A 19,580-nucleotide genomic window follows, 5' to 3' on the forward strand; every position below is an offset into this window, starting at 1 on the left:
GCTAAGGCACAACCCATACAATACTGAAAAGGCAGTCACATGCCTCTACTATATTGTCCTACTGGGCTTAAGGGCTGGCGGGTTTGCCGTCATCCTGCGTGGCAGCAAGAATACCAGCCGCACCAACCATGCCGCCAAAAATGAAGAGCGGAGTGTTGGACCGGTTGTTGTCGCCCGGGGGAATCTGACCCGTATGCTCGGAGCTAACGGCGGCAGCCGTCTGCTCGGAACCCACAACTTTCAGGCAGATATTGTTCTCGACACGGGAAATGTCGAGGCTTGAATTCGCAGGCACATCCAGGCTGCAGCCACCGACATTAACAGAGGCCGCCCCCTTGGCACCGACCACTATGCGGCTGCCGAAATCCAGCGCATTTCCCGCTTTTGCCGGGCCATAGCCCGCCGCTTGCGAAACCATTACGTCGCCATTGGCCTGCCCGATGGAACCAATCGAACTCGCCGCTCCCTGATAGGATGTCATGCAGGTGCAAGACGCATCCTGAGCGGACGCATCCTGAGCGAACGACGAAACCGGGCCGAAACCGATCGAGGCGGCAAATCCGGCCAACGCGACTTTTACAGTGAGGTTCATTCGTTTCGATCCTTTTTGTCCCGCCGCACCTCGGTCCCACCCGGGCACCAAGGTATTGAACAAGCGCCTAACAGCTTTTAACGTTGATTCCAACCTGCTTCGCAAATGCGAGATGATTTTTGGTTTCTCATGTGTTTCATTGGACACACTCGCTTGCATCTACCATTTTCGGGCCGGCCCCTGTGGAAATTGTTGGCAAAGGCAAGTTTATTTTGTGGCGTTTGAGGGTCATCGCGCCGATGCTTTGGTACAGGGATCGTGGTCGACTCTGTTTAACGTGGGGTGTTATCGCACATTCTGTCTTTCGTTTTATGACAGGCAGTCGGCGTGCACTACGAACCTGATAAGCAAGATTTGTAGGTCGAACCTGCCTGCGCCGGCTGTCCGCACAAGATGCCATTCTCGGCAAGCTTGGCGGCCAAATCCGCGCCATCGGACGTGAGGCATTGCACAACGATGGCATCACCAAACTTTGAGGCGACATTGCCGTCGCAAGGCGTCCCCATGCCGACCGGCTTGCAAGTCAGGGCGAGCCCCTGGTAGTCCCGGCGCGCCGCGTCCGTTACCATGGCACGCAGAGATTGAGGCTTGGTAAACGCCACGCCGCATAGCACAATCTTGCGGTTGCCGACGCGAAGATCATCGACCGCCTGGATGAAAAGCTTGCCATCAAACGGCTCGATGGCCGCTTGCGACTTTGGCGGCGGGGGACGACGAGGCGTCCCTTTTTCCACGATGATGGCAAAGAAGCCAACCGCAAACGCCAGGGCAAGGAGCGCCAGCAAGCTTATTTTCTTGAACGACAAAAATCCTCACTCCCGCCGCTGCCATGCATGTCTCTATCACCTCTGGCGGAGACGTCCGGACGACTTATCGTCGCCTGGCATCCAATTCAATCGAAGAAATTCCGTCAACTGCCCTATCGTGCTTCGCCGACGGTGCTGTCGAGATATTGCGTGAGCGCGCAAACCAGATGATAAAAAATGCTTGCCGGCACATCGGTCGCCAGCGAGCGGCCTCGCTCGTCGATCCGATCTATCCACAGGCCGAGCGGCGCCGGATTGATGTGCCAACGAAACAGGCGGCCGACACGCGCTTCGATCTCGGGCTTGAGGTCGGGGCCGCCTGAACCGTCCAGTGCAATCGCCGCCTTGATTGCCTCGGCCTGCGGCCAACTGCGCGAGACAAGGTCGAGCGGCAAGCCCTGCCGCGAGACTGCGCCATAGGCGAGGCCGGTGGCGCGATTGAGGCCGTTGGCGATGGCCGAGGCATAGAGCTTTCTGGCAAAGCCGGTCAGGTCACTCTGGCCGCTGCGCCCGGCGAAGTCGACCAGCAGCGAGGCCCATTCGAAATGGTGGCCGGGTTCCGTCCAGGCACCTTTCTCGCCCTCCGCCGGCCTCCACTCGGCATCGAAATACTCGCCCAGCGTCCAGCTTTCCGGATCGAAGAAATGGCTGCGAAACAGATCGACGATGCGCGCGGCGCGACGAAGATAGGCGAGTTCGCCGGTCGCCTGATGCCAGGCCAGGAAAGCCTCGAGCAGATGCATGTGCGGGTTGGAACGGCGTTCGCCCACGCCGCTCGACGTTTCGAGAAAGCCGGTCATGCGGTGGTCCTCGAGATGCGCGTCGAGGAACGAAAAGGTTTCTTCGGCAAGCCGCAATGCATCAGGGTTGCCGACCATATGGGCATGCGCCAGCGCCAGCAGCACGCAGGAATGATCATAGGCGTCCTCGGCTGCGTCGGCCACCGTGCCGTCGACATTGAGCGTGCGCACCCAGCCGCCATTGTCGGTGCGGCCGTTCCTGGCCATGAATTCGAGGCCGTAGCCGATCAACCGGTCCGCGGGCCCGTCCCAGCCGCGCGCCCTGGCGACAGCGAAGGCGTAGACTTGCCTGGCCATGGTGCGCATGCGCTTGGGCTTCTTCAGCGGAGTGGCGTCAAAACCAAGCGCCTCGTGAAAACCGCCATGGCGCTCATCGACCCCGACCGTGGACCACAGCGGCACCGTCTCTTCAAACAGCCAGTGATGCACTCGGCGCCGCCAGGCGCCGCTTTCGATGACGCGATCGCCGGCGGGCGTGAACCTGGTTTCCAGCCGGCCGCTCTTTTCGAGCTGCTCGACGATCTTCTTGACGTTCTGGCTGCGGCTGACCGGGGCGACGAAGGTTGCATCGGCGGTCGAGACGATGGCAACGTCCTTCAAGCCGATGGCCGAGAGCAGGCGACTGTCGCTGCGGATGTAGGAGTTCTCGCAGTCGATGGCGACAACATCGCCGACGATGACATTGCCGTCATTGTCTGAGGGGCCGACATCGAGCAGCGATTGCCAGGAACCGAGATCGTTCCAGCGGAAGCCGGCCGGCACCATGGCGATATGGCTGGCGCGCTCCATGATCGCATAGTCGATCGACGTCGACGGAATGGCGGCGTAGAGTTCCAGAGGCATATAGAGACCGGAAAGATCTGACGTCGCCGCCTGATAGGCATTTTCGGTGGCCTTCCAGATTTCGGGCTCGAAAGCCGTGAAGGCGTCGCGCATGGCGCTGGCGCGAAACAGGAAGATGCCGGTGTTCCAGTAGAAGTTGCCGGCCGCCAGATAGCTCCGCGCGGTCGCGAGGTCCGGTTTCTCGACGAAACGCGAGACATCGTAGATGCCATCCGTCTCGCCGGCGACCTCGATATAGCCGTAGCCGGTCTCCGGCTGGCCAGGCTTGATGCCGAACACCACCAGCCGGCCGGCACGCGCCGCCGCAGTGCCGTTTTCCACGCTTTGCCAGAATTGCTGCGCGGTCGTGATCTCATGATCGGACGGCACCACCAGCACCAGGCTGTCGCCAAATTCCGAGAGGGTGCGCAGCGTCGCCAGGGCGACGGCTGCGGCGGTGTTGCGGCCGGTCGGCTCGAACAAGGGGCCGCCACCGGAAAGGTCGAGGCCGGCGAAATCGGCGTGGACGCGATCGGCGTGCCGCTCCGAGGCAATCAGGAAGACCGGCGTTTCGCCGTCCGGCCGCGCCGTCAGCCGGTGCAAAGTTTTGACCAGCATCGAGCCATCGCCCGAAAAATCATGGAACTGCTTGGGATTGTCCTCGCGCGACAGCGGCCACAGCCGTGAGCCAATACCGCCACTCATAACAAAACTGACGATCCGCTCGGTCATTGGGCTCTCGCGCTCAAAAGGTCTGGGATGCCGATTTCAGTGCCGCGCAGCACCGCGTCGACGCTTTCGAAGCTCTGCCAGCGCTAGTCCCCAATACAAGCTCCTGTTTGTCCGATGACGCCAGCTTAAAAACCTGAGGCGCGCCGTTTTCCGCAACGATTCCCATACCGTTAACCGTGGTCAATGGGCGAAGCTTTCTAAAACGTTCAGTCTCAACAATGCAAGGAGTGCTGCCGCGTATCGCCGGCGCCCTTGCCACCGGCCTTGCATTTGCGCCATTCTCGTCCGTGGCGAAGCGTGGACGCCGCCCCGATTTCAAGAAGTCCACGGCGCCAAGCTGGCTGGCGGCGGTCAAGACGATGAGTGCTCGAACAAATAGTGACGAAGCGTCCCCGTCCTTGGCGGTTTCGCATTCTCTCTCTGGCGCCCCTCTGCTCGCCCATGGGGCCTGGAACCTCGCCGCACGATTTCTTTAGAGGCTGGCCTAAGCCTTGGCGTCGCCCGTTTAGATTGCGTCCAGCTTGAGGTGCGATGCTAATGTCTTCACCTCGCCTGGTGTCAGTCGATTAAGAGACATACGCAGCGCTTCGCACAGAAGGTCGAGGATTGGATCGCCGTCTTCGGAACCCGTGTGGCGATGCGCTCGATCCTGGAAAAAAAGCAGAGCCAAAGGTCCAGCGCGCTGCCTTCCCATTTGCCGGTCTTGCGGGCTTGCGCTGACATGGCGTTGGAAAGATCGGCGAGAGGGTTCACTCCTCCGGCGACCTCATACCCATTCAGGAAATGAGCGAAGCGGCCCGCTTGCACCATTCCGCACGAGAGAGTGGCGGGTCAGAGGCGTGGGGCTTTCTGGCAAGACGGAGAGGAGCAACGCGCTCATGCGGGGTTTGCGCTCCTAAAGGCTGTACGGATCATCTGTTCAAAGCTCCGGCTTGTCAGGGCCGTCATGTGGTCGGCATGAACTAGCCTTCATAAAAGATACAGTCCATGAAGCCGACTTCGTTCTCAACCTAAAATAACTAAGTCACACTTCGAGTATGAGCGATTCTTTGAAGCAGGCTATAGGCGCCCGAGTTCAGGCTGCGAGGCGTGGCGTGAAGCTAAGCCAGGAGATTCTGGCTGATCGCGTCGGCCGCACACCGGAGAGCATTTCCAACATTGAACGTGGCAAGCAGCTGCCAAGCATTGAAACGCTCGCTGAGCTCGCGCGCGTGCTCAACGTTTCTATGAGCGACTTTTTCGAGGGCCTCGATAGGAAGCGAACCGTTTCGCGCGAACGGGCTGAGCTCGAAGCCGAGCTCCAGGAAACCGTGCGACAATTAGCAACCCGGCTTGTTAGGGTGGCTCTAGAGCAAACGAGGGTGCTAAAGCGGTTGAGCTAACGCCCGTTGCGCTATTCGCAAAGCCTGCGTGTCTCGGCAAGTCGAACTTGAACAACATAAAGGGCGACCTGGGTCGCTCTTCGCCGACGTGGCGCGTTGTCAGTTCGGGGCCTGCGCAGGGAGAGGAACTAGGCGCACGGTGTGGCTGCATTGGCCCAGCCGCGACCAGCCCAATGTCCCTTCGGTGGACCGGGCGTGTGCCCGGCGGATCGTGACGAACGTCGCCTCCTTTGTAGTGATTCGTTTGCCCGCGTCTACGTCGTCGTATTTCTGTTCACCGACTTGGGCAGGGGTGGATAGCGGGGATGAAGGGGACCAGGCTGATTTCGCTTGACAGCCGTCAAGGTGATTCGAGCCGAGATCCCAGACCGTGCGCTTCGAGTGGATCCAGGGCCTGTAAGTAGCTTCCGCAGTTCTTCAAAAGTCCATCAAGGACAATTTCGTCGCCGCCCGATCCTGTGTGGCGAGCCAGCACGATGCTCGAAGAAAAGACAAAGCCATAAGTCCCGCGCTCGCACGCCATGGAGAGCGGCCGTCCATGAAATCTCTGAATCCTTTGGTGCAAGTTGGCAAGCTCATTAAAACCGCCGGCCTCTTTGTAGCCATTCATGAAGTGAGCGAAGCGGGCCGACGGTCGCCAAGGGGCGGCACTTGAGACAAATCGCCGGCTAGCGACCGCCGCTCCCATTTCTCCAACTCGTCGTCCAGAGATCTCGTCACCGCCGTGCTATGCTGAGCATGCCAAACGTGCTCTGGTAGGCACTTCAAGTCTTTTCCCTCCGGTTTTACTTCAGCCAACAGCCGGGAGAGCTTGGGTTACCAATGCTGCGACAGAGAATTAAAAAATGCGTCTCGATTGAATTTCAGTTTTGCGGGAAACTGACGGGTTTCGCCGAATTAATTGCTTGTTGCAATTCCCTGTTATGAAAAACGTCCTGTATTCCTGAAGGTGTTTTGCATAGGAATCCCGTTCCTTCGCTCACTCTTGATCGATGCCGGATTTTCCTGGCGTTGTAGAGGAGCCGCCAGAAGAACCCGAGAATGACGACGATGGCGCTGCCGACGACAGCGAAGCTGATCCCGCCGCCGGTGAAGAAGTTGAGGAGCGTGGTGATAAAATCCTCCGGCCAGTGGTCATGACGTATGCTGGCGAACAGGACGAAGCCGGCCATGCCGAAGCCGAGCCAGGCTGCGATGGCCGTAGCGAACCAGAACGCTCATCACAGATCCTCCGCCCGGCGGCGACGAAGGAACTCAGTCAGCAAAGCGTTGATGACGAGGAACCACGGGGAAATCTCGCTCGGGATAATTGGCGAAAGCACCTGCGGATCGACGTAGGTGACGGCTGCGGCAACGACACCGAGCGCCGCCTGAAGTCGCGCCCAGAAGATGGCGAAAAGCGGGGCCCAGAACAGATTGCGCTCCGGGTACTCGGGCGGCACAGGAGCCACGAGGCGGTTTTGGCGGCCGACGGCCGGACCGGCTTAGCGGGTGCTGGCGGGGCTGCTACGCCGTAGCCTTCCAACAGCAGCAGATCATCGAACTTCTGGGCATAGCCGGCGCTCAGGCTGGCCTTGTCCGTGCCGTTGATGATGCGCCTAGCACCGATGAAATCGGACTTGCTGAGCGTGATGTAATCTGCCAGCTTCTTGCCGGTGAACGTGCCGAGCTTCGACCCCTTGACGAGGATCTTGACGGCAATCTCGGGACGCTCTGCCAGTTGCGGCTCTTTCAGCAGATCGATGCCGAGGCGCTTTGACCAATCGGTATAATTCCGGCGGCCGGTGATTTGGACGAAGCCGCGCCCGATGAATTTCTTGCCGTCGCCGGCCACGGTGTTGCCGAGATCCTTGCGGCCTTCGTACCTGCGCAGCGGTCGGTCCCATATCTCGCGCATGTATTTATAAGCGCCAGTCTCATGCCATGCCGTGCCGAGGACATAGGCGCACTGGTTACGCAACAACCCTTCAGCCTTGCATTCGGACACGATTAGACGCGCTGAAGGGTGCTTCAGGTCCATGGGGTATTTGTTTGACGTTGTCCCCTTGTGAAGGGGAGGAAATTGCGGGAAGAAGGCCTAAACGAAATTGCTTCAAGCTGAGGGGTGCGGGATGGCTCGTAAATTGTTGTTGTCGGTCTATAAGGCGATGCCGCAAGCTATTCAGAAGCACGCAGCGCTTTACAGAGAGGCAATGCTGACAGCCAGACTTATGCGGTCGCGGTCGAGTGTCCGAGAGTGCAATGTCTGCGGCTACGTCGGGAACTTCAAAGCCTTCGGTTTTCCGTCTCGGCTCGATGCGCGGTGTCCTCAGTGCAACTCGCTAGAGCGTCACCGACTCCTAAAAATGTGGTTCGATGAGAACTTCGATGAGAACAAAGACCGCGTAGCGTCAAAGTCTGCTTTGCACTTCGCCCCCGAGACCGCCGTGACCAGCTTCGTTAAGCCACTGGTTTCGAAATACGTCACGGCCGACCTATACGCCTCGCTCGCCGAAATCGTGCTGAACATCGAAGCCATCGACCTGCCCGACAATTCATTCGACATGGTCATTTGCTCTCATGTTCTTGAGCATGTGGACGACCGGAAGGCTCTCCATGAGATGCACCGGATTCTCACGCCCGGCGGGATTGCCCTCCTGATGACCCCGGTTATCGAAGGATGGTCTGAGACCTATGAGAGCGGCGATATAACCAGCCCGCAGGACCGAGAATTGCACTACGGGCAGTTCGATCATGTACGCTATTTCGGTTCAGACATCCGGGCCCGGGTCAAGGCTGCCGGGTTTGCATTGAGCGAATATACGGCGGTCGAACCGCACGTTCACAAGCACGCGCTGACCCGCGGCGAGAAAATCTTCGTTGCGTCTAAGGCAGATTTGCCAGCGCTGTGAACACAGCCGTGACACCGACACAATTCCAGACGCAAGTCCCGTCCGCGATAGCTGCGCCAGTCCCGGTTGGCCCGGTGGCGCCTGCTGAAGTACCGGCCGTGACAAGTTGGTACGTCTTGCCGGCGTCGTTCGTGACGATGCGCCCTCCTACAATTGATGAAGCTGACTTCGTTGTCAACCCAAAATAACGAAGTCATGCTTCAAGTATGGGCGATTCTTTGAAGCAGGCTATCGCCCGAGTTAAAGACCAAGAAAATCAGATATTGTTCCCAATCAACGGGATAGTCTGGTGCTGCGAGAGAGGATTGAAACTCTCGTCTGCCGATAGAATTTCAGTTTTGCGGGAAACCCGGCGGGTTTCGCTGAATTAATTGCTTATTGCAATTCCGTGTTATGAAAACCGGCATCGGAAACTCTAACTAACTGAATTTTATAGTTAAACTGGCCTTTTCGACCCTTCGTCGTACTCAAGAACAGGTAGATTCGCTGTAAATTCCCTGTAAACAGCGGAGACTGGTTCGCTTAGTCCTGACGGCGACCCGACTGTCGACGGCATTTTCAGCCTGCCTGGCTAAGATCCCGCCAGAGCTCGCACTACGCTCCTGAAAGCTCAGAACCGGCTGGAGCGCTCTTCCGGTTGAGGCGACTTCAGACCTAGGCTAGAGCATTCCGGATTGGCCGGAAGTCGCGCGGCCAGCAACGCGGACTGGACATTGCCGAGGGCCGGAATTTCCATCAACAGCGTTCGAGATGCCATGGTTTTCCGGCGGGACGTTCAGCAACTCGTCACCGATCTCTATCTCGGCATTCGCGGCACCGGGGCCAATGTCAGCGTCGAGGGCGTCGAATGCAACGGCGCGTCCAGGGCAGGCATCTGGCTACAGGGATTGGCCGCCAATGTCGGTGGTGCAAACAATCACCGGAGGTCGAAATTGACAGATCACCACTTGCAAATCGGTCGCGGCTGTCTTTTGCTCGCGCGACACTTGTCCCATGACTGTTGAATGGGTTGGCGAACGGATGAACAAAATCGATCGGCGACGGCCGGAGTCCGAAACGGACGCCACCGTAAATGCCGCGCGGCTTGGAACGCGGTTGCGCCTCGCCCGCCAGACGCGGGGCATGACGCTGAAGACGCTGGCGACAGCTGCGCACTGCTCTGAAAGCCTTTTGTCCAAGATCGAGAACGGCAAGGCTTCGCCATCACTGCCCATGCTTCACCGCCTGGTCGAAGCTCTGGAGACCAATATCGGCTGGATGTTCGAACAGGTCGACGACGACGAGGCGATCGTGTTCCGCGCAGGCGCGCGGCCATTGATCTCGCTCGACGCGCTGAGGCGCGGCGAGGGCATCTCGCTCGAACGCATCATTCCATATTCGCCCGGACACCTGTTGCAGTGCAACATCCATCATATCGAGGCAGACGGCGAGAGCGAAGGTCCCATCCAGCATGTCGGCGAGGAAGTCGGCTATGTGCTGGCTGGCCGAATCAAGCTGATCGTCGACGGCAAGGGCCATGACCTCGCCACCGGCGATGCGTTCGTATTCAGGTCGGAGCTGCCGCACCATTACCGCAACATTGGCAAGGAGAGAGCCAGCATTTTCTGGGTCAACACGCCGGCGACCTTCTGACGGCGTTCAGAGATTCAAAGACGTTGACAAATATTCAAGTCTCTTGAATGTTTGCTCGTGCCTGTAGCACCAATGGGACCAGCCGAATAGGTTTGGCCCGCAAGCAAGGGGAACCCGTAAATGCGTCCGTTCAAACTTCTCGTCCGTTGCGCCGCCGTCGTCGCCATTTGCTCGACAGCGATGGGGTCGGCGTTCGCCGATACGTTCGCTCTCGTCAACATCAACCAGCAGGCCCTGTTCTTCAACCAGATCAACGAGGGCGCGCAGAAGGCGGCCGACGCCGCCGGCGCCAAGCTGGTCATCTTCAATGCCAACAACGTGCCGAGCGCGCAAAACGACGCGATCGAGAACTACATCACACAAAAAGTCGACGGCATCATTCTGGTCGCCATCGACGTCAATGGCGTCAAGCCTGCAATCACCGCCGCGAAGGCGGCCGGCATCCCCGTGATCGCCATCGACGCGCAGATCCCGGACGGCGACAACGTTGCGTTCATTGGCGTCGACAACGCCAAGGCCGGCGAGGATATCGGCAAATTCTATGCCGATCATGTGAAGTCGGAGATGGGCGGCACTGCCAAGATCGGCATTGTCGGCGCGCTCAATTCGTTCATCCAGAACCAGCGGCTCGACGGCTTCAAGAAGGCGGTCACCGACAGCGGCCTGGCGATCACCTTCCTCGACACGGTCGATGGCCAGAATGTCCAGGAGACCGCAATGAGCGCTTCGGAAAATTTGATGACCGCCAATCCGGACATGACGACGCTATATGCGACCGGCGAGCCGGCGTTGCTCGGCGCTGTTTCGGCCGTAACCAGCCAAGGCCGCACCGGCGACGTCAAGGTGTTCGGCTGGGACCTGACCAAGCAGGTCGTTCAGGGCATCGATGATGGTTGGGTGGTGGCGGTCGTCCAGCAGGACCCGGCCGGCGAAGGCAAGGCCGCTGTCGAAGCATTGGCCAAGCTCAAGAAGGGCGAAACGGTCGAGCCGATCATCAATATTCCGGTGACGATCGTGACCAAGGACAATGTCGAACAATACCGCGCGATGTTCCAGTAGACTGCCTCGATGACCCGTCCGCGGCGCCGCGAAGGGCTACGCCGCGGACGCTTTGCAATCCCGTGGGATCCAAAGATGAGCAGTGGCGAGACCTATCGGGTGCGGATGAGCGGCATCTCAAAGCGCTACAATGCCATTCAGACGCTCGATGACGTGTCGCTGGTGCTGAGGCCGGGCGAGGTCCTGGGGCTGGTCGGCGACAATGGCGCCGGGAAGTCGACGTTGAGCAAGGTGCTGTCGGGAGCCGTGGTTCCCGATGCCGGCACGATCGAGATCGATGGAACGCCGGTGACCTTCACTTCGCCGGCGGACGCGCGTGCGGCGCGCGTCGAGATGGTCTATCAGGATCTGTCGCTCTGCGACACGGTCGACGTCGCCGGCAATCTCTTTCTCGGCCGCGAGCCGCGCCGCCGCATCGCCGGCATTTCCTTTCTCGACAAGAAGCGCATGCACGAGCAAACGCGCCAGATGCTCGACCGTCTCGGCATAGTTATATCAGACACGCGGCTCAAGGTCGAAAACCTGTCCGGCGGACAGCGACAGTCGATCGCGATCGGCCGCGCCGCCTCGTTCGAGCCGTCCGTGCTGATTATGGATGAGCCGACGGCGGCGCTCGCCGTCGCCGAGGTCGAGGCTGTGCTGGACCTGATCCGCACCGTCAGCGCCCGCGGCGTCAGTGTCATCCTGATCACCCACCGGCTTCAGGATCTGTTCCTCGTATGCGACCGCATTCAGGTCATGTACGAAGGACGCAACGTCGCCGAGCGACTGATCGGCGAAACCAATATCGAGGATGTCGTCAACCTGATCGTGGGCCGCAAGTTCAACGCTCGTTCGGCCACCAACGCCTATCCCGATGGAGCGCCAGCATGAGCGAAGCGGCTTCGACTCGCTCCGCGCAGTCTCGAAGAGTCCGCGCAGGCACATGGCGAGATGCGGTGCTCGCCAACGGCAGCGTCGTGTCGATCGCGCTGTTCTTTCTTATCGTTAGCGTCATCTTTTCGGTGGCGACGGACGCCTTTCTGACGTCGCCCAATCTGCTGAACATCCTGCGGCAGTCGGCACCGCTGCTGATCGTCGCCGCGGCGATGACCTTCGTCATCACCACCGGCGGCATCGACCTTTCGGTCGGCTCCGTGCTGGCACTGGTGGCAACGTTGTCGGCGACATTGCTGCAACTGGGTTTGCCATGGCCGCTGGTCATCCTCGCCATGCTTGCGCTGGGCGCCTTGCTTGGCGCGGTGCAGGGCTATTTCGTCGCTTATGAGGGCATCCCGGCCTTCATCGTCACGCTTGCCGGGCTTTCGGTGATCCGCGGCGTGGCGCTGCTGATCACCGGCGGCTACTCGATCCCCATCGAGCCGGGCAGCCCTTTCACGGTGCTGGGCCGCGCCTGGCTGCTTGGCGTGCCGGCGCCGGCGCTGATCGCGCTGGCGATGCTGGCGATCGCCTATATCGCCTTCAACGAGACGCCGTTCGGCCGCTACGTGACCGGCATCGGCGCCAACACCGAAGCGGTCAGGCGCGCCGGCGTGAACACGCGGCTGACGACGCTTTTCGTTTACGTGATTTCCGCCGCCGCAGCAGCTCTTGCGGGGATCATCATTGCTGCCCGGCTCGGATCCGGATCGTCGAATGCCGGACAAGGATTTGAGCTCGAAGTCATCGCTGCCGTCGTGCTTGGCGGCACCAGCCTGTTCGGCGGCCGCGGAACGATCGTCGGCACCGTGCTCGGCGCGCTTACCGTGGCCGTCATCGGCAACGGTCTTATCCTGGCGCATCTGTCGCCATTCCTGACGCCGATCGTCACCGGAACGATCATCCTGATCGCCATCTGGCTGAACTTCCGCCTGTTCCGCGGCGCCGTGCGGAGCCGTTGAGCCCATGAGTGATCTTTTCGATGACGCGGCTCCCAGGCAGAGGCTGGCGATCGGAGTCGAAACCGGTCATGTGATGACCGTGCTCGGCCCCGTTCCGGTCGAAGAAATGGGCGTCACGCTGATGCACGAGCACATCTTGCTCGACGGTGCGCGCAGCTGGAAATGTCCCTGTCATCCCGACGACATGGCGCTCGCCGAGCAGCCGGTGAACATCGAGATCATCGGCGAATTGCGCATGAACCCTTACGTCAACCGCGACAATGTTTCGCTCGACGACAGTGACCTGGCGCTGTCTGAGCTGCAACGCTATCGCGCGCTCGGCGGCCACACCGTCGTCGATGCGACCAATACCGGCATCGGCCGCGAGCCGGAAAAGCTCGCCCGCATCAGCCGCATGTCCGGCCTGAAGATCGTCATGGGCACCGGCTTCTATCTGGAGCACACCCATCCCGAATGGCTGAAGGCGATGGATGTCGACGCGGTGACCGAGTTCATCGTCAACGACGTCGGCGGCGGCGAGACGCAGCCGCCGATCCTGGCCGGCCTGATCGGCGAGATCGGCGTCAGCAAGGATTTTACTTCGGAGGAACGAAAGTCGCTGCGAGCTTCGGCGCGGGCCTCGCGCATCACCGGCGTGCCGCTGTCGATCCACCTGCCCGGCTGGGAGCGGCTGGCGCACGATGTGCTCGATGTCGTGGAGGCCGAGGGCGCCGATCTTCGCCACACTGTGCTCTGCCACATGAACCCCAGTCACAACGATCTCGACTACCAGACAAGCCTCGCCCGGCGCGGCGCGTTCCTGGAATACGACATGATCGGCATGGACTATTATTATGCCGATCAGGACGCGCAATCGCCCTCCGACGAAGAGAACGCGCGGGCAATCGCGGCACTTGTCGAGGCCGGCTTCGGCGATCGCCTGCTCTTGTCGCAGGATGTGTTCCTCAAGATCATGCTGACCCGCTTCGGCGGTTTCGGCTACGGCTACATCCTCAAGCATTTCATACCGCGCCTGAAACGGCATGGCGTCGAGCAGCCAGCCATCGACCGCATGCTTATCGCCAATCCGAAAGCCGTGTTCTCGCGGCAGAATCAAGCCCAGACTTACGGCTGAGACTTACGACGGAGTTCAAATGTCCAAGAAAAAGATCCTGCTTGCCGGTGAATCCTGGGTGTCGACCGCCACCCATATCAAAGGCTTCGACCAGTTTCCGACGGTCACCTACCACACCGGGGCGGACGAATTGCTGACGGCGCTGAAAGCGACCGACTTCGACGTGACCTTCATGCCGGCGCATGAGGCACAGCGCAGCTTTCCGCAAACAATGGAGGCGCTTTCGGCCTATGACGCGGTGGTGCTCTCCGACATCGGCGCCAACACGCTGCTTCTGCATCCCGACACCTGGGTTCACTCCAAGCCGACGCCGAACCGCCTGCGGCTGCTGCGCGATTATGTGCGCGACGGCGGCGGGCTTTTGATGTTCGGCGGCTACTATAGCTTCCAGGGCATCAATGGCGGCGCGCGCTACCGCAAGACGCCGGTCGAGGAGGCGCTGCCGGTGAACTGCCTCGCCTTCGACGACCGCGTCGAGGTGCCGGAAGGGTTTTCGCCTGTCCTGAAAGCCTCCTCGGACCATCCGATCCTCAGGGGTCTCGGTTCGGATTGGCCAGTCCTGCTCGGCTTCAACGAGGTGACGCTGAAAGACGGGGCGGAAGTCCTGGCAACCGTGTCGTCGGATTATGACTCGCTGCCGCTGCTCGTCACCGGCCACTATGGCAAGGGCCGCACTGTGGCCTGGACGTCCGATGTCGGGCCGCATTGGCTGCCACCGGAGTTCATCGCCTGGAAAGGCTACAAAACCCTGTTCGAGCAGATGCTGAGCTGGGCGATCGGTGAGAGCTGAGCGATGCATGTCCATGTCGTCGGCAATGCCTGCGTCGACACGATTTTTCGCGTCGGCCGCTTCCCTGCCGCCGGCGAGACTTTGAACGCCAGCAGCTACGCCGACGGCCTCGGCGGCAAGGGAGCAAACCAGGCGGTTGCCGCCGCGCGCACGGGGGCTGCGGTAACGTTTTGGACGGCGCTCGGCAAGGACCGCGCAGGCGCATGGATCAGGAGCCGCCTCGACAGGGAGTTGTCTGACCTCGAGCCGATTGAATTCGACCTGCCAAGCGACCGCTCGACCATCGTCATTGGGGCCGGCGGCGAGAACTTCATCGTCAGCGGCGTCGCCTGCAGCGAGGCGTTCGATCCGATCGCACAAACTGCACTTGCGGGCCGAATCGCGTCTGGCGACATCGTTGTCTGCCAAGGAAACCTGCGAGGCGCCGCGATAGATGCCTGCCTGCGGGCAGCACAGGAAAATGGCGCGCGCACCGTCCTGAATGCCAGCCCTATCGATGCGGCGGCTCTGCCTGACTTCGGCCTGGCGCAGGTGTTGGTGGTGAATCAATCCGAGGCGAAAGCGCTGACCGGCCAGGATGACATGGCAGCCGCCGCCGACGCGCTGGCGGCCAAAGGCGCCGGGACAGTCGTGATCACGCTCGGTGCGGAAGGCTGTCTCGCCCTTGGTCCGGACCAGGGAGGATCGTTTCGTTTGCCGGCACCACGTGTCGAGGCGCTCGACACCAGCGGCGCCGGCGATGTGTTTTGCGGCTGCCTGGCCGGCGGGTTTGCCAAGGGAATGTCGGTTGCCCCAGCGCTGACGTTCGCGCTCGCGGCTGCCGCAATTGCGGTGACTCGCCCGGGCACATTGATATCCTGTCCTTCCGCGTCTGAAATGGCGGCGCTCATCGATCAAACGGAGCTCTCATGACCCAACTCGGTCAATCAGGCGGCGACGCGCTCGTAGACCTTTTCGGCCGCACCAAGGTGGTGATCGGCGTCGTTCACCTGTCGCCGCTTCCCGGCGCGCCGCGCTATGACGGCGAGGCGGTCGAGGCGATCTATCAGCGCGGTCTGGACGATGCGAGATCTTATCTCGATGGCGGATGCGACGGCGTGATCGTCGAGAACCATGGCGACATCCCGTTTGCCAAACCTGACGATATCGGACCGGAGACAGCGGCCTATATGGCGGTTATTTCCGACCGTATCCGCCGCGAGTTCGGCAAGCCGATCGGCATCAATGTGCTCGCTAACGCCGCGATCCCTGCCCTTGCGATCGCCAGCGCCTCCGGCGCGGGCTTCATCCGCGTCAATCAATGGGCGAATGCCTATGTCGCCAATGAGGGCTTTGTCGAGGGCGAGTCGGGTCGCGCAGCACGCTACCGCGCCAGGCTGCGCGCCAACGGCATCCGCGTTTTCGCCGATGCTCATGTCAAGCACGGCGCGCACGCGATCGTTGCCGACCGCCCGGTGGAGGAACTGGTCAAGGATCTGGTCTTCTTCGACGCCGACGCCATCATTGCGACCGGTCAACGCACCGGGCACGCTGCGGATCTGAGCTATATCAGCATGATCAAAGAGGCCGCCGGCCTGCCGACGCTGGTCGGCAGCGGCGTGACGCCCGACAATGCCAACGATATCCTTGGCATCGTCGACGGCGTCATCATCGCCAGTGCGCTGAAGCATGACGGCGTCTGGTGGAACCAGGTCGACCCTGCCCGAGTAAAGACCTTCATGGCCGGGCTGAGGCGATGACAGGCGGCGATTGGAGCGAAGTCGCGCCCCTCGGGCCGCAAACGCGGAGACCGCAGGCGATGACCCGCAGGGCGCAGTCACCTTGTCGTTGATCCAGCCCATTCCGACCGGTACCAGTCGACGAATTTTTTCAGCCCGTCTTCTGTCGAAACGCTCGGCTTGAAGCCGAAATCGCGCTCCAGCGCAGTCATGTCGGCATAGGTCCGCTCGACATCGCTGCTTTGCATCGGCTCGCTGTGGCGGATCGCTTTTACGCCGAGCAGTTTTTCCAGAGTGTCGATGAAATCGCCGAGCCGCACCGGCCGGTTGTTGCCGACATTGTAGAGCCTGCTCGGCGGAACTTCAGCCGATGGCGGCTTGTCGAGCACGGCAACGACAGCTCTCACCACATCCTCGACATAAGTGAAATCCCGCCACATCTCGCCATTGTTGAACACCCGGATCGGCTTGCCTTCGAGCATCGCCTTGGTGAATATCCAATAGGCCATGTCGGGCCGGCCCCAGGGACCGTAGACGGTGAAAAATCGCAAACCGGTCTGCGGCACCCCGAAGAGATGGGCGTAGGTGTGGCTCATCAATTCATCGGACTTCTTGGTGGCGGCGTAGAGCGAGACGGGCTTGTCGACCTGATCGGTCTCGCTGAACGGCACCTTCCGGTTGCCGCCATAGACCGAGCTCGACGAGGCATAGACCAGATGCTCGAATGCGGGCTGCGCGCGACAGAATTCGAGCACTTCGAGATGGCCGACAACATTGGAACGGACATAGAGCCTCGGATTGTCGAGTGAATAGCGCACACCCGCCTGAGCGGCGAGATGGACGATCCTGACTATGCCTTGCCCGGCCAAAGCGTCGGCAAGAGCGCCCTGTTCGGCGATGTCGATCTGGTGAAATGAAAAATCCTTGTAAGGCTGCAAGCGGGCGAGGCGCCCCTTTTTGAGCGCCAGGTCGTAGTAGTCGTTCATGTTGTCGACGCCGACGACCGCTTCCCCCCTGCTCAGGAGATGATGGCAAACATGGCTGCCGATGAATCCTGCGGCTCCCGTGACAAGTACAGGCAACAAGGTTCTCCACGCATATGCTGGCACATGATCGCGAAATCGAGATCGATTTCGGAGAGGATCATGCGCAACATCAAAACGCTCATCAGAATGAACGGAACCGACCCAGTCCAATTCGTGTTTTAGCCGAAAGCCCCAACAGGCGCTACCGACAAGCTGTGCGGTCGACGCGTCAGCTCGCCTCGCGCAGGGCCTCGGCCGCCTGCAGGTCGACCGACACGAGCTGGCTGACGCCCTGCTCGGCCATGGTCACCCCGAACAGCCGGTTCATGCGGGCCATGGTGATCGGGTTGTGCGTGATGATGACGAAGCGCGTCTCGGTGGTGGCCGCCATTTCGTCCATCAGATTGCAGAAACGCTCGACATTGTGATCGTCGAGCGGTGCGTCGACTTCGTCGAGGACGCAGATCGGCGCGGGATTGGTCAGGAACACGGCAAAAATAAGCGACATCGCCGTCAACGCCTGCTCGCCGCCGGAAAGCAGCGTCATCGTCTGCGGCTTCTTGCCGGGTGGCCGCGCAAGGATTTCGAGACCGGCCTCGAGCGGATCGTCGGACTCGATCAGTTGCAGTTCCGCGGTGCCGCCGCCGAACAGATGCGAAAACAGCCGCTGGAAATGGCCGTTGACCACGTCGAAGGCAGCCAGAAGCCGTTCGCGGCCTTCGCGGTTCAGGCTCTGGATCGCCTGCCGCAGCTTGCGGATGGCCTCGATGATGTCCTCACGTTCGGAAACGATGGTCTCCAGCCGGTCGGACAGTTCCTTCTGCTCTTCCTCGGCGCGCAGATTGACGGCGCCGAGCCGCTCGCGCTCGATCTTCAGCCGGTCGAGCTGACGCTCGATCTCAGTCATCTCCGGCATCGGGCTGTCGGCCTCCAGGCCGGTGTGGCGGATGACCAGATGCGGCGGCGTGTTCAGCGTTTCCTGGATGCGCGCCTCGACCTCCAGCCGTCTTTCATCGGCAGCGGTCAGCCGCTCTTCGGCGCGGACGCGGGTTTCGCGCGCCTCGGCCAGCGACTGGATCGCCGATGTCGCGGCCTTGTCCAGTTCGGACTGCTTGTTTTCCGCTTCCTGCAACCGGTCGCCGGCGGCCTGGCGCAGGCTTTCGGCCTCGGCAAGCTGCGACAGCAAGGCGCGCCGCTTGGCGTCGATCTCGTCGGGTGCGTCGGCCAGCCTTTCGCGTTCGGCTTCGGCCTCGGCCTTGCGTTCGCCGAGTGCGGCGATCTGCGTCGAGGCGTTTTCGGCGCGCTCCAGCCAGTTGCGGCGTTCCGCGCCTATGGCGTCGAGTCGGCGCGAGCGCGCTTCCGCTTCCCGCCTCAAGCCCTCGTGGACGGCGCGGGCATCGGCAAGGGTGGCGCGGTCGCGAGCGACGTTGGCGGCCGACTGATCGAGCTGCAACTGCAGGTCACCGAGATCGGGAGCGCTTTGCAGCAGCATCTCGGCCTCGACGAAAGCCGCGGCCGTCTCTTCATGGCTGTCGACGATGCGCGCGCGCGCCTCGTCAAGGGCGGCGCGCCGGCTCGACAGCTCGCCGCCGGCCTTCTCGGCCTCGGCCAGCGCGTTGCGGGCGGCGTCCAGCCCATGCTGGGCATCACGCCCGGCCTGACGGGCATTGCGCTCGGCCTCGCTCGCCTGGGCAAGCGCCTGCTCGGCATCGGCAAGGGCCTCTTCGGCCTGGCGCAGGATGCGGTTCGCGTGGACCGCCTCGGCGTCGAGTTCGGACAGCCGGTTTTTCTGCGCCAGCCGCTGCGCGGCGGCTGTCGGCGCGTCGGCGCTGGCGGTGAAACCATCCCAACGCCAGAGCGCCCCTTCGCGGCTGACCAGCCGCTGCCCGGGAGCAAGCTGCGCCTGCAGCCGTCTTCCCTCAGCAGCGTCGACGATGCCGATCTGCGCCAATCGGCGGGCCAGTTGCGCCGGCGCGCGGACGACGCTGGCAAGGCTCTTGATGCCTTCGGGCAGAGCGGGGTCGCCGGGCTGGGCCTCGCTTTGGCCCCAATGCACCGGCGCGCTGCGGTCGAGCGGCACGTCAAGATCTTCGCCAAGGGCCGCGCCCAGTGCCGTCTCGTAGCCGCGCTCGACGCTGATCTGCTCCAGCACGGACGGGAAGAGGTCGCCGCTCGCGGCATTCAGGATCTTGGCCAGCGTGCGGGCCTCGGTTTCGATTCGCGCCAGCTCGGCCTTTGCATCCTGAACCGGCGGGGGGGGGGGGGGGGGGGCGCCCCGCCCCCCGCCCCCCCCCCGCGCGCGCGGGGGCGGGGCCCCCCCCGCGGGCGGGCGGGGAG

General features: G+C 61.5%; 18 protein-coding genes and 1 pseudogene. 11 read left to right on the forward strand and 8 right to left on the reverse strand.

From position 1 onward, the window contains the following. Window positions 1-67: 67 nt before the first annotated feature. The 3 genes from AC0L15_RS03870 to AC0L15_RS03880 all read right to left on the reverse strand — a co-directional run bounded on the left by AC0L15_RS03870 (window position 68) and on the right by AC0L15_RS03880 (window position 3,752). Window positions 68-592: a hypothetical protein gene (locus AC0L15_RS03870; protein WP_473495913.1), complete on the reverse strand. Its 525-nt coding sequence runs from the start codon at window positions 590-592 to the stop codon at window positions 68-70. Window positions 593-924: 332 nt separating this feature from the next. Continuing rightward, window positions 925-1,398: a hypothetical protein gene (locus tag AC0L15_RS03875; RefSeq protein WP_473495914.1), complete on the reverse strand. Its 474-nt coding sequence runs from the start codon at window positions 1,396-1,398 to the stop codon at window positions 925-927. A 113-nt stretch (window positions 1,399-1,511) separates the two neighbouring features. Then, on the reverse strand, window positions 1,512-3,752 hold the full coding sequence (locus AC0L15_RS03880) for a mannose-1-phosphate guanylyltransferase/mannose-6-phosphate isomerase (protein ID WP_287325774.1): 2,241 nt from the start codon (window positions 3,750-3,752) through the stop codon (window positions 1,512-1,514). 1,037 nt (window positions 3,753-4,789) lie between these two features. Between AC0L15_RS03880 and AC0L15_RS03885 the strand changes: the two genes are divergently transcribed. Further along, window positions 4,790-5,134 carry a helix-turn-helix domain-containing protein gene (locus tag AC0L15_RS03885; RefSeq protein WP_287325778.1) on the forward strand — a complete coding sequence of 115 codons (345 nt, stop codon included), beginning with the start codon at window positions 4,790-4,792 and terminating at the stop codon, window positions 5,132-5,134. 340 nt (window positions 5,135-5,474) lie between these two features. Here AC0L15_RS03885 and AC0L15_RS03890 read toward each other — a convergent pair whose 3' ends face one another. From AC0L15_RS03890 to AC0L15_RS03900, 3 genes are all read right to left on the reverse strand, one after another. Next, complete coding sequence (locus tag AC0L15_RS03890) at window positions 5,475-5,744, reverse strand: hypothetical protein (RefSeq protein ID WP_473495915.1); 270 nt, start codon at window positions 5,742-5,744, stop codon at window positions 5,475-5,477. A 253-nt stretch (window positions 5,745-5,997) separates the two neighbouring features. Further along, window positions 5,998-6,306, reverse strand: coding sequence for a hypothetical protein (locus AC0L15_RS03895; RefSeq protein WP_473495916.1), 309 nt, complete (start codon window positions 6,304-6,306; stop codon window positions 5,998-6,000). An 86-nt stretch (window positions 6,307-6,392) separates the two neighbouring features. Further along, on the reverse strand, window positions 6,393-7,154 hold the full coding sequence (locus AC0L15_RS03900; protein WP_473495917.1) for a hypothetical protein: 762 nt from the start codon (window positions 7,152-7,154) through the stop codon (window positions 6,393-6,395). A 325-nt stretch (window positions 7,155-7,479) separates the two neighbouring features. On the opposite strand from AC0L15_RS03900, the gene AC0L15_RS03905 reads away from it, so the two are divergent. The 10 genes from AC0L15_RS03905 to AC0L15_RS03950 all read left to right on the forward strand — a co-directional run bounded on the left by AC0L15_RS03905 (window position 7,480) and on the right by AC0L15_RS03950 (window position 16,239). Beyond that, window positions 7,480-8,025, forward strand: a complete 546-nt coding sequence (locus tag AC0L15_RS03905; RefSeq protein WP_473495918.1) for a class I SAM-dependent methyltransferase — start codon at window positions 7,480-7,482, stop codon at window positions 8,023-8,025. A gap of 674 nt (window positions 8,026-8,699) precedes the next feature. Then, the gene (locus AC0L15_RS03910; RefSeq protein WP_473495919.1) at window positions 8,700-9,029 is read left to right on the forward strand and encodes a hypothetical protein; all 330 of its coding nucleotides are present in this window, start codon (window positions 8,700-8,702) and stop codon (window positions 9,027-9,029) included. A gap of 16 nt (window positions 9,030-9,045) precedes the next feature. Next, entirely contained in the window at window positions 9,046-9,657 is a 612-nt protein-coding gene (locus AC0L15_RS03915) for a cupin domain-containing protein (protein ID WP_473495920.1), read from the forward strand. 120 nt (window positions 9,658-9,777) lie between these two features. Further along, window positions 9,778-10,716: an ABC transporter substrate-binding protein gene (locus tag AC0L15_RS03920; protein ID WP_473495921.1), complete on the forward strand. Its 939-nt coding sequence runs from the start codon at window positions 9,778-9,780 to the stop codon at window positions 10,714-10,716. 75 nt (window positions 10,717-10,791) lie between these two features. Continuing rightward, complete coding sequence (locus tag AC0L15_RS03925) at window positions 10,792-11,589, forward strand: ATP-binding cassette domain-containing protein (RefSeq protein ID WP_473495922.1); 798 nt, start codon at window positions 10,792-10,794, stop codon at window positions 11,587-11,589. Further along, window positions 11,586-12,596 carry an ABC transporter permease gene (locus AC0L15_RS03930; protein WP_473495923.1) on the forward strand — a complete coding sequence of 337 codons (1,011 nt, stop codon included), beginning with the start codon at window positions 11,586-11,588 and terminating at the stop codon, window positions 12,594-12,596. Before AC0L15_RS03925 ends, AC0L15_RS03930 begins: the two co-directional genes overlap by 4 nt. 4 nt (window positions 12,597-12,600) lie before the next feature. Beyond that, complete coding sequence (locus AC0L15_RS03935) at window positions 12,601-13,710, forward strand: phosphotriesterase family protein (protein ID WP_287244987.1); 1,110 nt, start codon at window positions 12,601-12,603, stop codon at window positions 13,708-13,710. 19 nt (window positions 13,711-13,729) lie between these two features. Continuing rightward, on the forward strand, window positions 13,730-14,500 hold the full coding sequence (locus AC0L15_RS03940; protein ID WP_236388019.1) for a glutamine amidotransferase: 771 nt from the start codon (window positions 13,730-13,732) through the stop codon (window positions 14,498-14,500). Window positions 14,501-14,503: 3 nt separating this feature from the next. Then, window positions 14,504-15,412, forward strand: a complete 909-nt coding sequence (locus tag AC0L15_RS03945) for a PfkB family carbohydrate kinase (protein WP_287244988.1) — start codon at window positions 14,504-14,506, stop codon at window positions 15,410-15,412. Further along, window positions 15,409-16,239: a BtpA/SgcQ family protein gene (locus tag AC0L15_RS03950; RefSeq protein WP_287244990.1), complete on the forward strand. Its 831-nt coding sequence runs from the start codon at window positions 15,409-15,411 to the stop codon at window positions 16,237-16,239. Before AC0L15_RS03945 ends, AC0L15_RS03950 begins: the two co-directional genes overlap by 4 nt. Before the next feature lie 77 nt (window positions 16,240-16,316). On the opposite strand, the gene AC0L15_RS03955 is transcribed toward AC0L15_RS03950, so the two are convergent. Next, the gene (locus AC0L15_RS03955; protein WP_287244993.1) at window positions 16,317-17,300 is read right to left on the reverse strand and encodes an NAD-dependent epimerase/dehydratase family protein; all 984 of its coding nucleotides are present in this window, start codon (window positions 17,298-17,300) and stop codon (window positions 16,317-16,319) included. 172 nt (window positions 17,301-17,472) lie between these two features. Next, window positions 17,473-19,580, reverse strand: a pseudogene (locus AC0L15_RS03960) (chromosome segregation protein SMC); the annotation flags it as partial.

Source organism: Mesorhizobium sp. WSM4846, assembly GCF_055811415.1.

Coding starts and splice junctions, on each gene's coding strand:
- AC0L15_RS03870 (WP_473495913.1), bottom strand. CDS start 592: ATGAACCTCACTGTAAAAGTCGCGTTGGCCGGATTTGCCGCCTCGATC.
- AC0L15_RS03880 (WP_287325774.1), bottom strand. CDS start 3,752: ATGACCGAGCGGATCGTCAGTTTTGTTATGAGTGGCGGTATTGGCTCA.
- AC0L15_RS03885 (WP_287325778.1), top strand. CDS start 4,790: ATGAGCGATTCTTTGAAGCAGGCTATAGGCGCCCGAGTTCAGGCTGCG.
- AC0L15_RS03890 (WP_473495915.1), bottom strand. CDS start 5,744: ATGAATGGCTACAAAGAGGCCGGCGGTTTTAATGAGCTTGCCAACTTG.
- AC0L15_RS03895 (WP_473495916.1), bottom strand. CDS start 6,306: ATGGCCGGCTTCGTCCTGTTCGCCAGCATACGTCATGACCACTGGCCG.
- AC0L15_RS03900 (WP_473495917.1), bottom strand. CDS start 7,154: ATGGACCTGAAGCACCCTTCAGCGCGTCTAATCGTGTCCGAATGCAAG.
- AC0L15_RS03905 (WP_473495918.1), top strand. CDS start 7,480: ATGTGGTTCGATGAGAACTTCGATGAGAACAAAGACCGCGTAGCGTCA.
- AC0L15_RS03915 (WP_473495920.1), top strand. CDS start 9,046: ATGAACAAAATCGATCGGCGACGGCCGGAGTCCGAAACGGACGCCACC.
- AC0L15_RS03920 (WP_473495921.1), top strand. CDS start 9,778: ATGCGTCCGTTCAAACTTCTCGTCCGTTGCGCCGCCGTCGTCGCCATT.
- AC0L15_RS03925 (WP_473495922.1), top strand. CDS start 10,792: ATGAGCAGTGGCGAGACCTATCGGGTGCGGATGAGCGGCATCTCAAAG.
- AC0L15_RS03930 (WP_473495923.1), top strand. CDS start 11,586: ATGAGCGAAGCGGCTTCGACTCGCTCCGCGCAGTCTCGAAGAGTCCGC.
- AC0L15_RS03935 (WP_287244987.1), top strand. CDS start 12,601: ATGAGTGATCTTTTCGATGACGCGGCTCCCAGGCAGAGGCTGGCGATC.
- AC0L15_RS03940 (WP_236388019.1), top strand. CDS start 13,730: ATGTCCAAGAAAAAGATCCTGCTTGCCGGTGAATCCTGGGTGTCGACC.
- AC0L15_RS03945 (WP_287244988.1), top strand. CDS start 14,504: ATGCATGTCCATGTCGTCGGCAATGCCTGCGTCGACACGATTTTTCGC.
- AC0L15_RS03950 (WP_287244990.1), top strand. CDS start 15,409: ATGACCCAACTCGGTCAATCAGGCGGCGACGCGCTCGTAGACCTTTTC.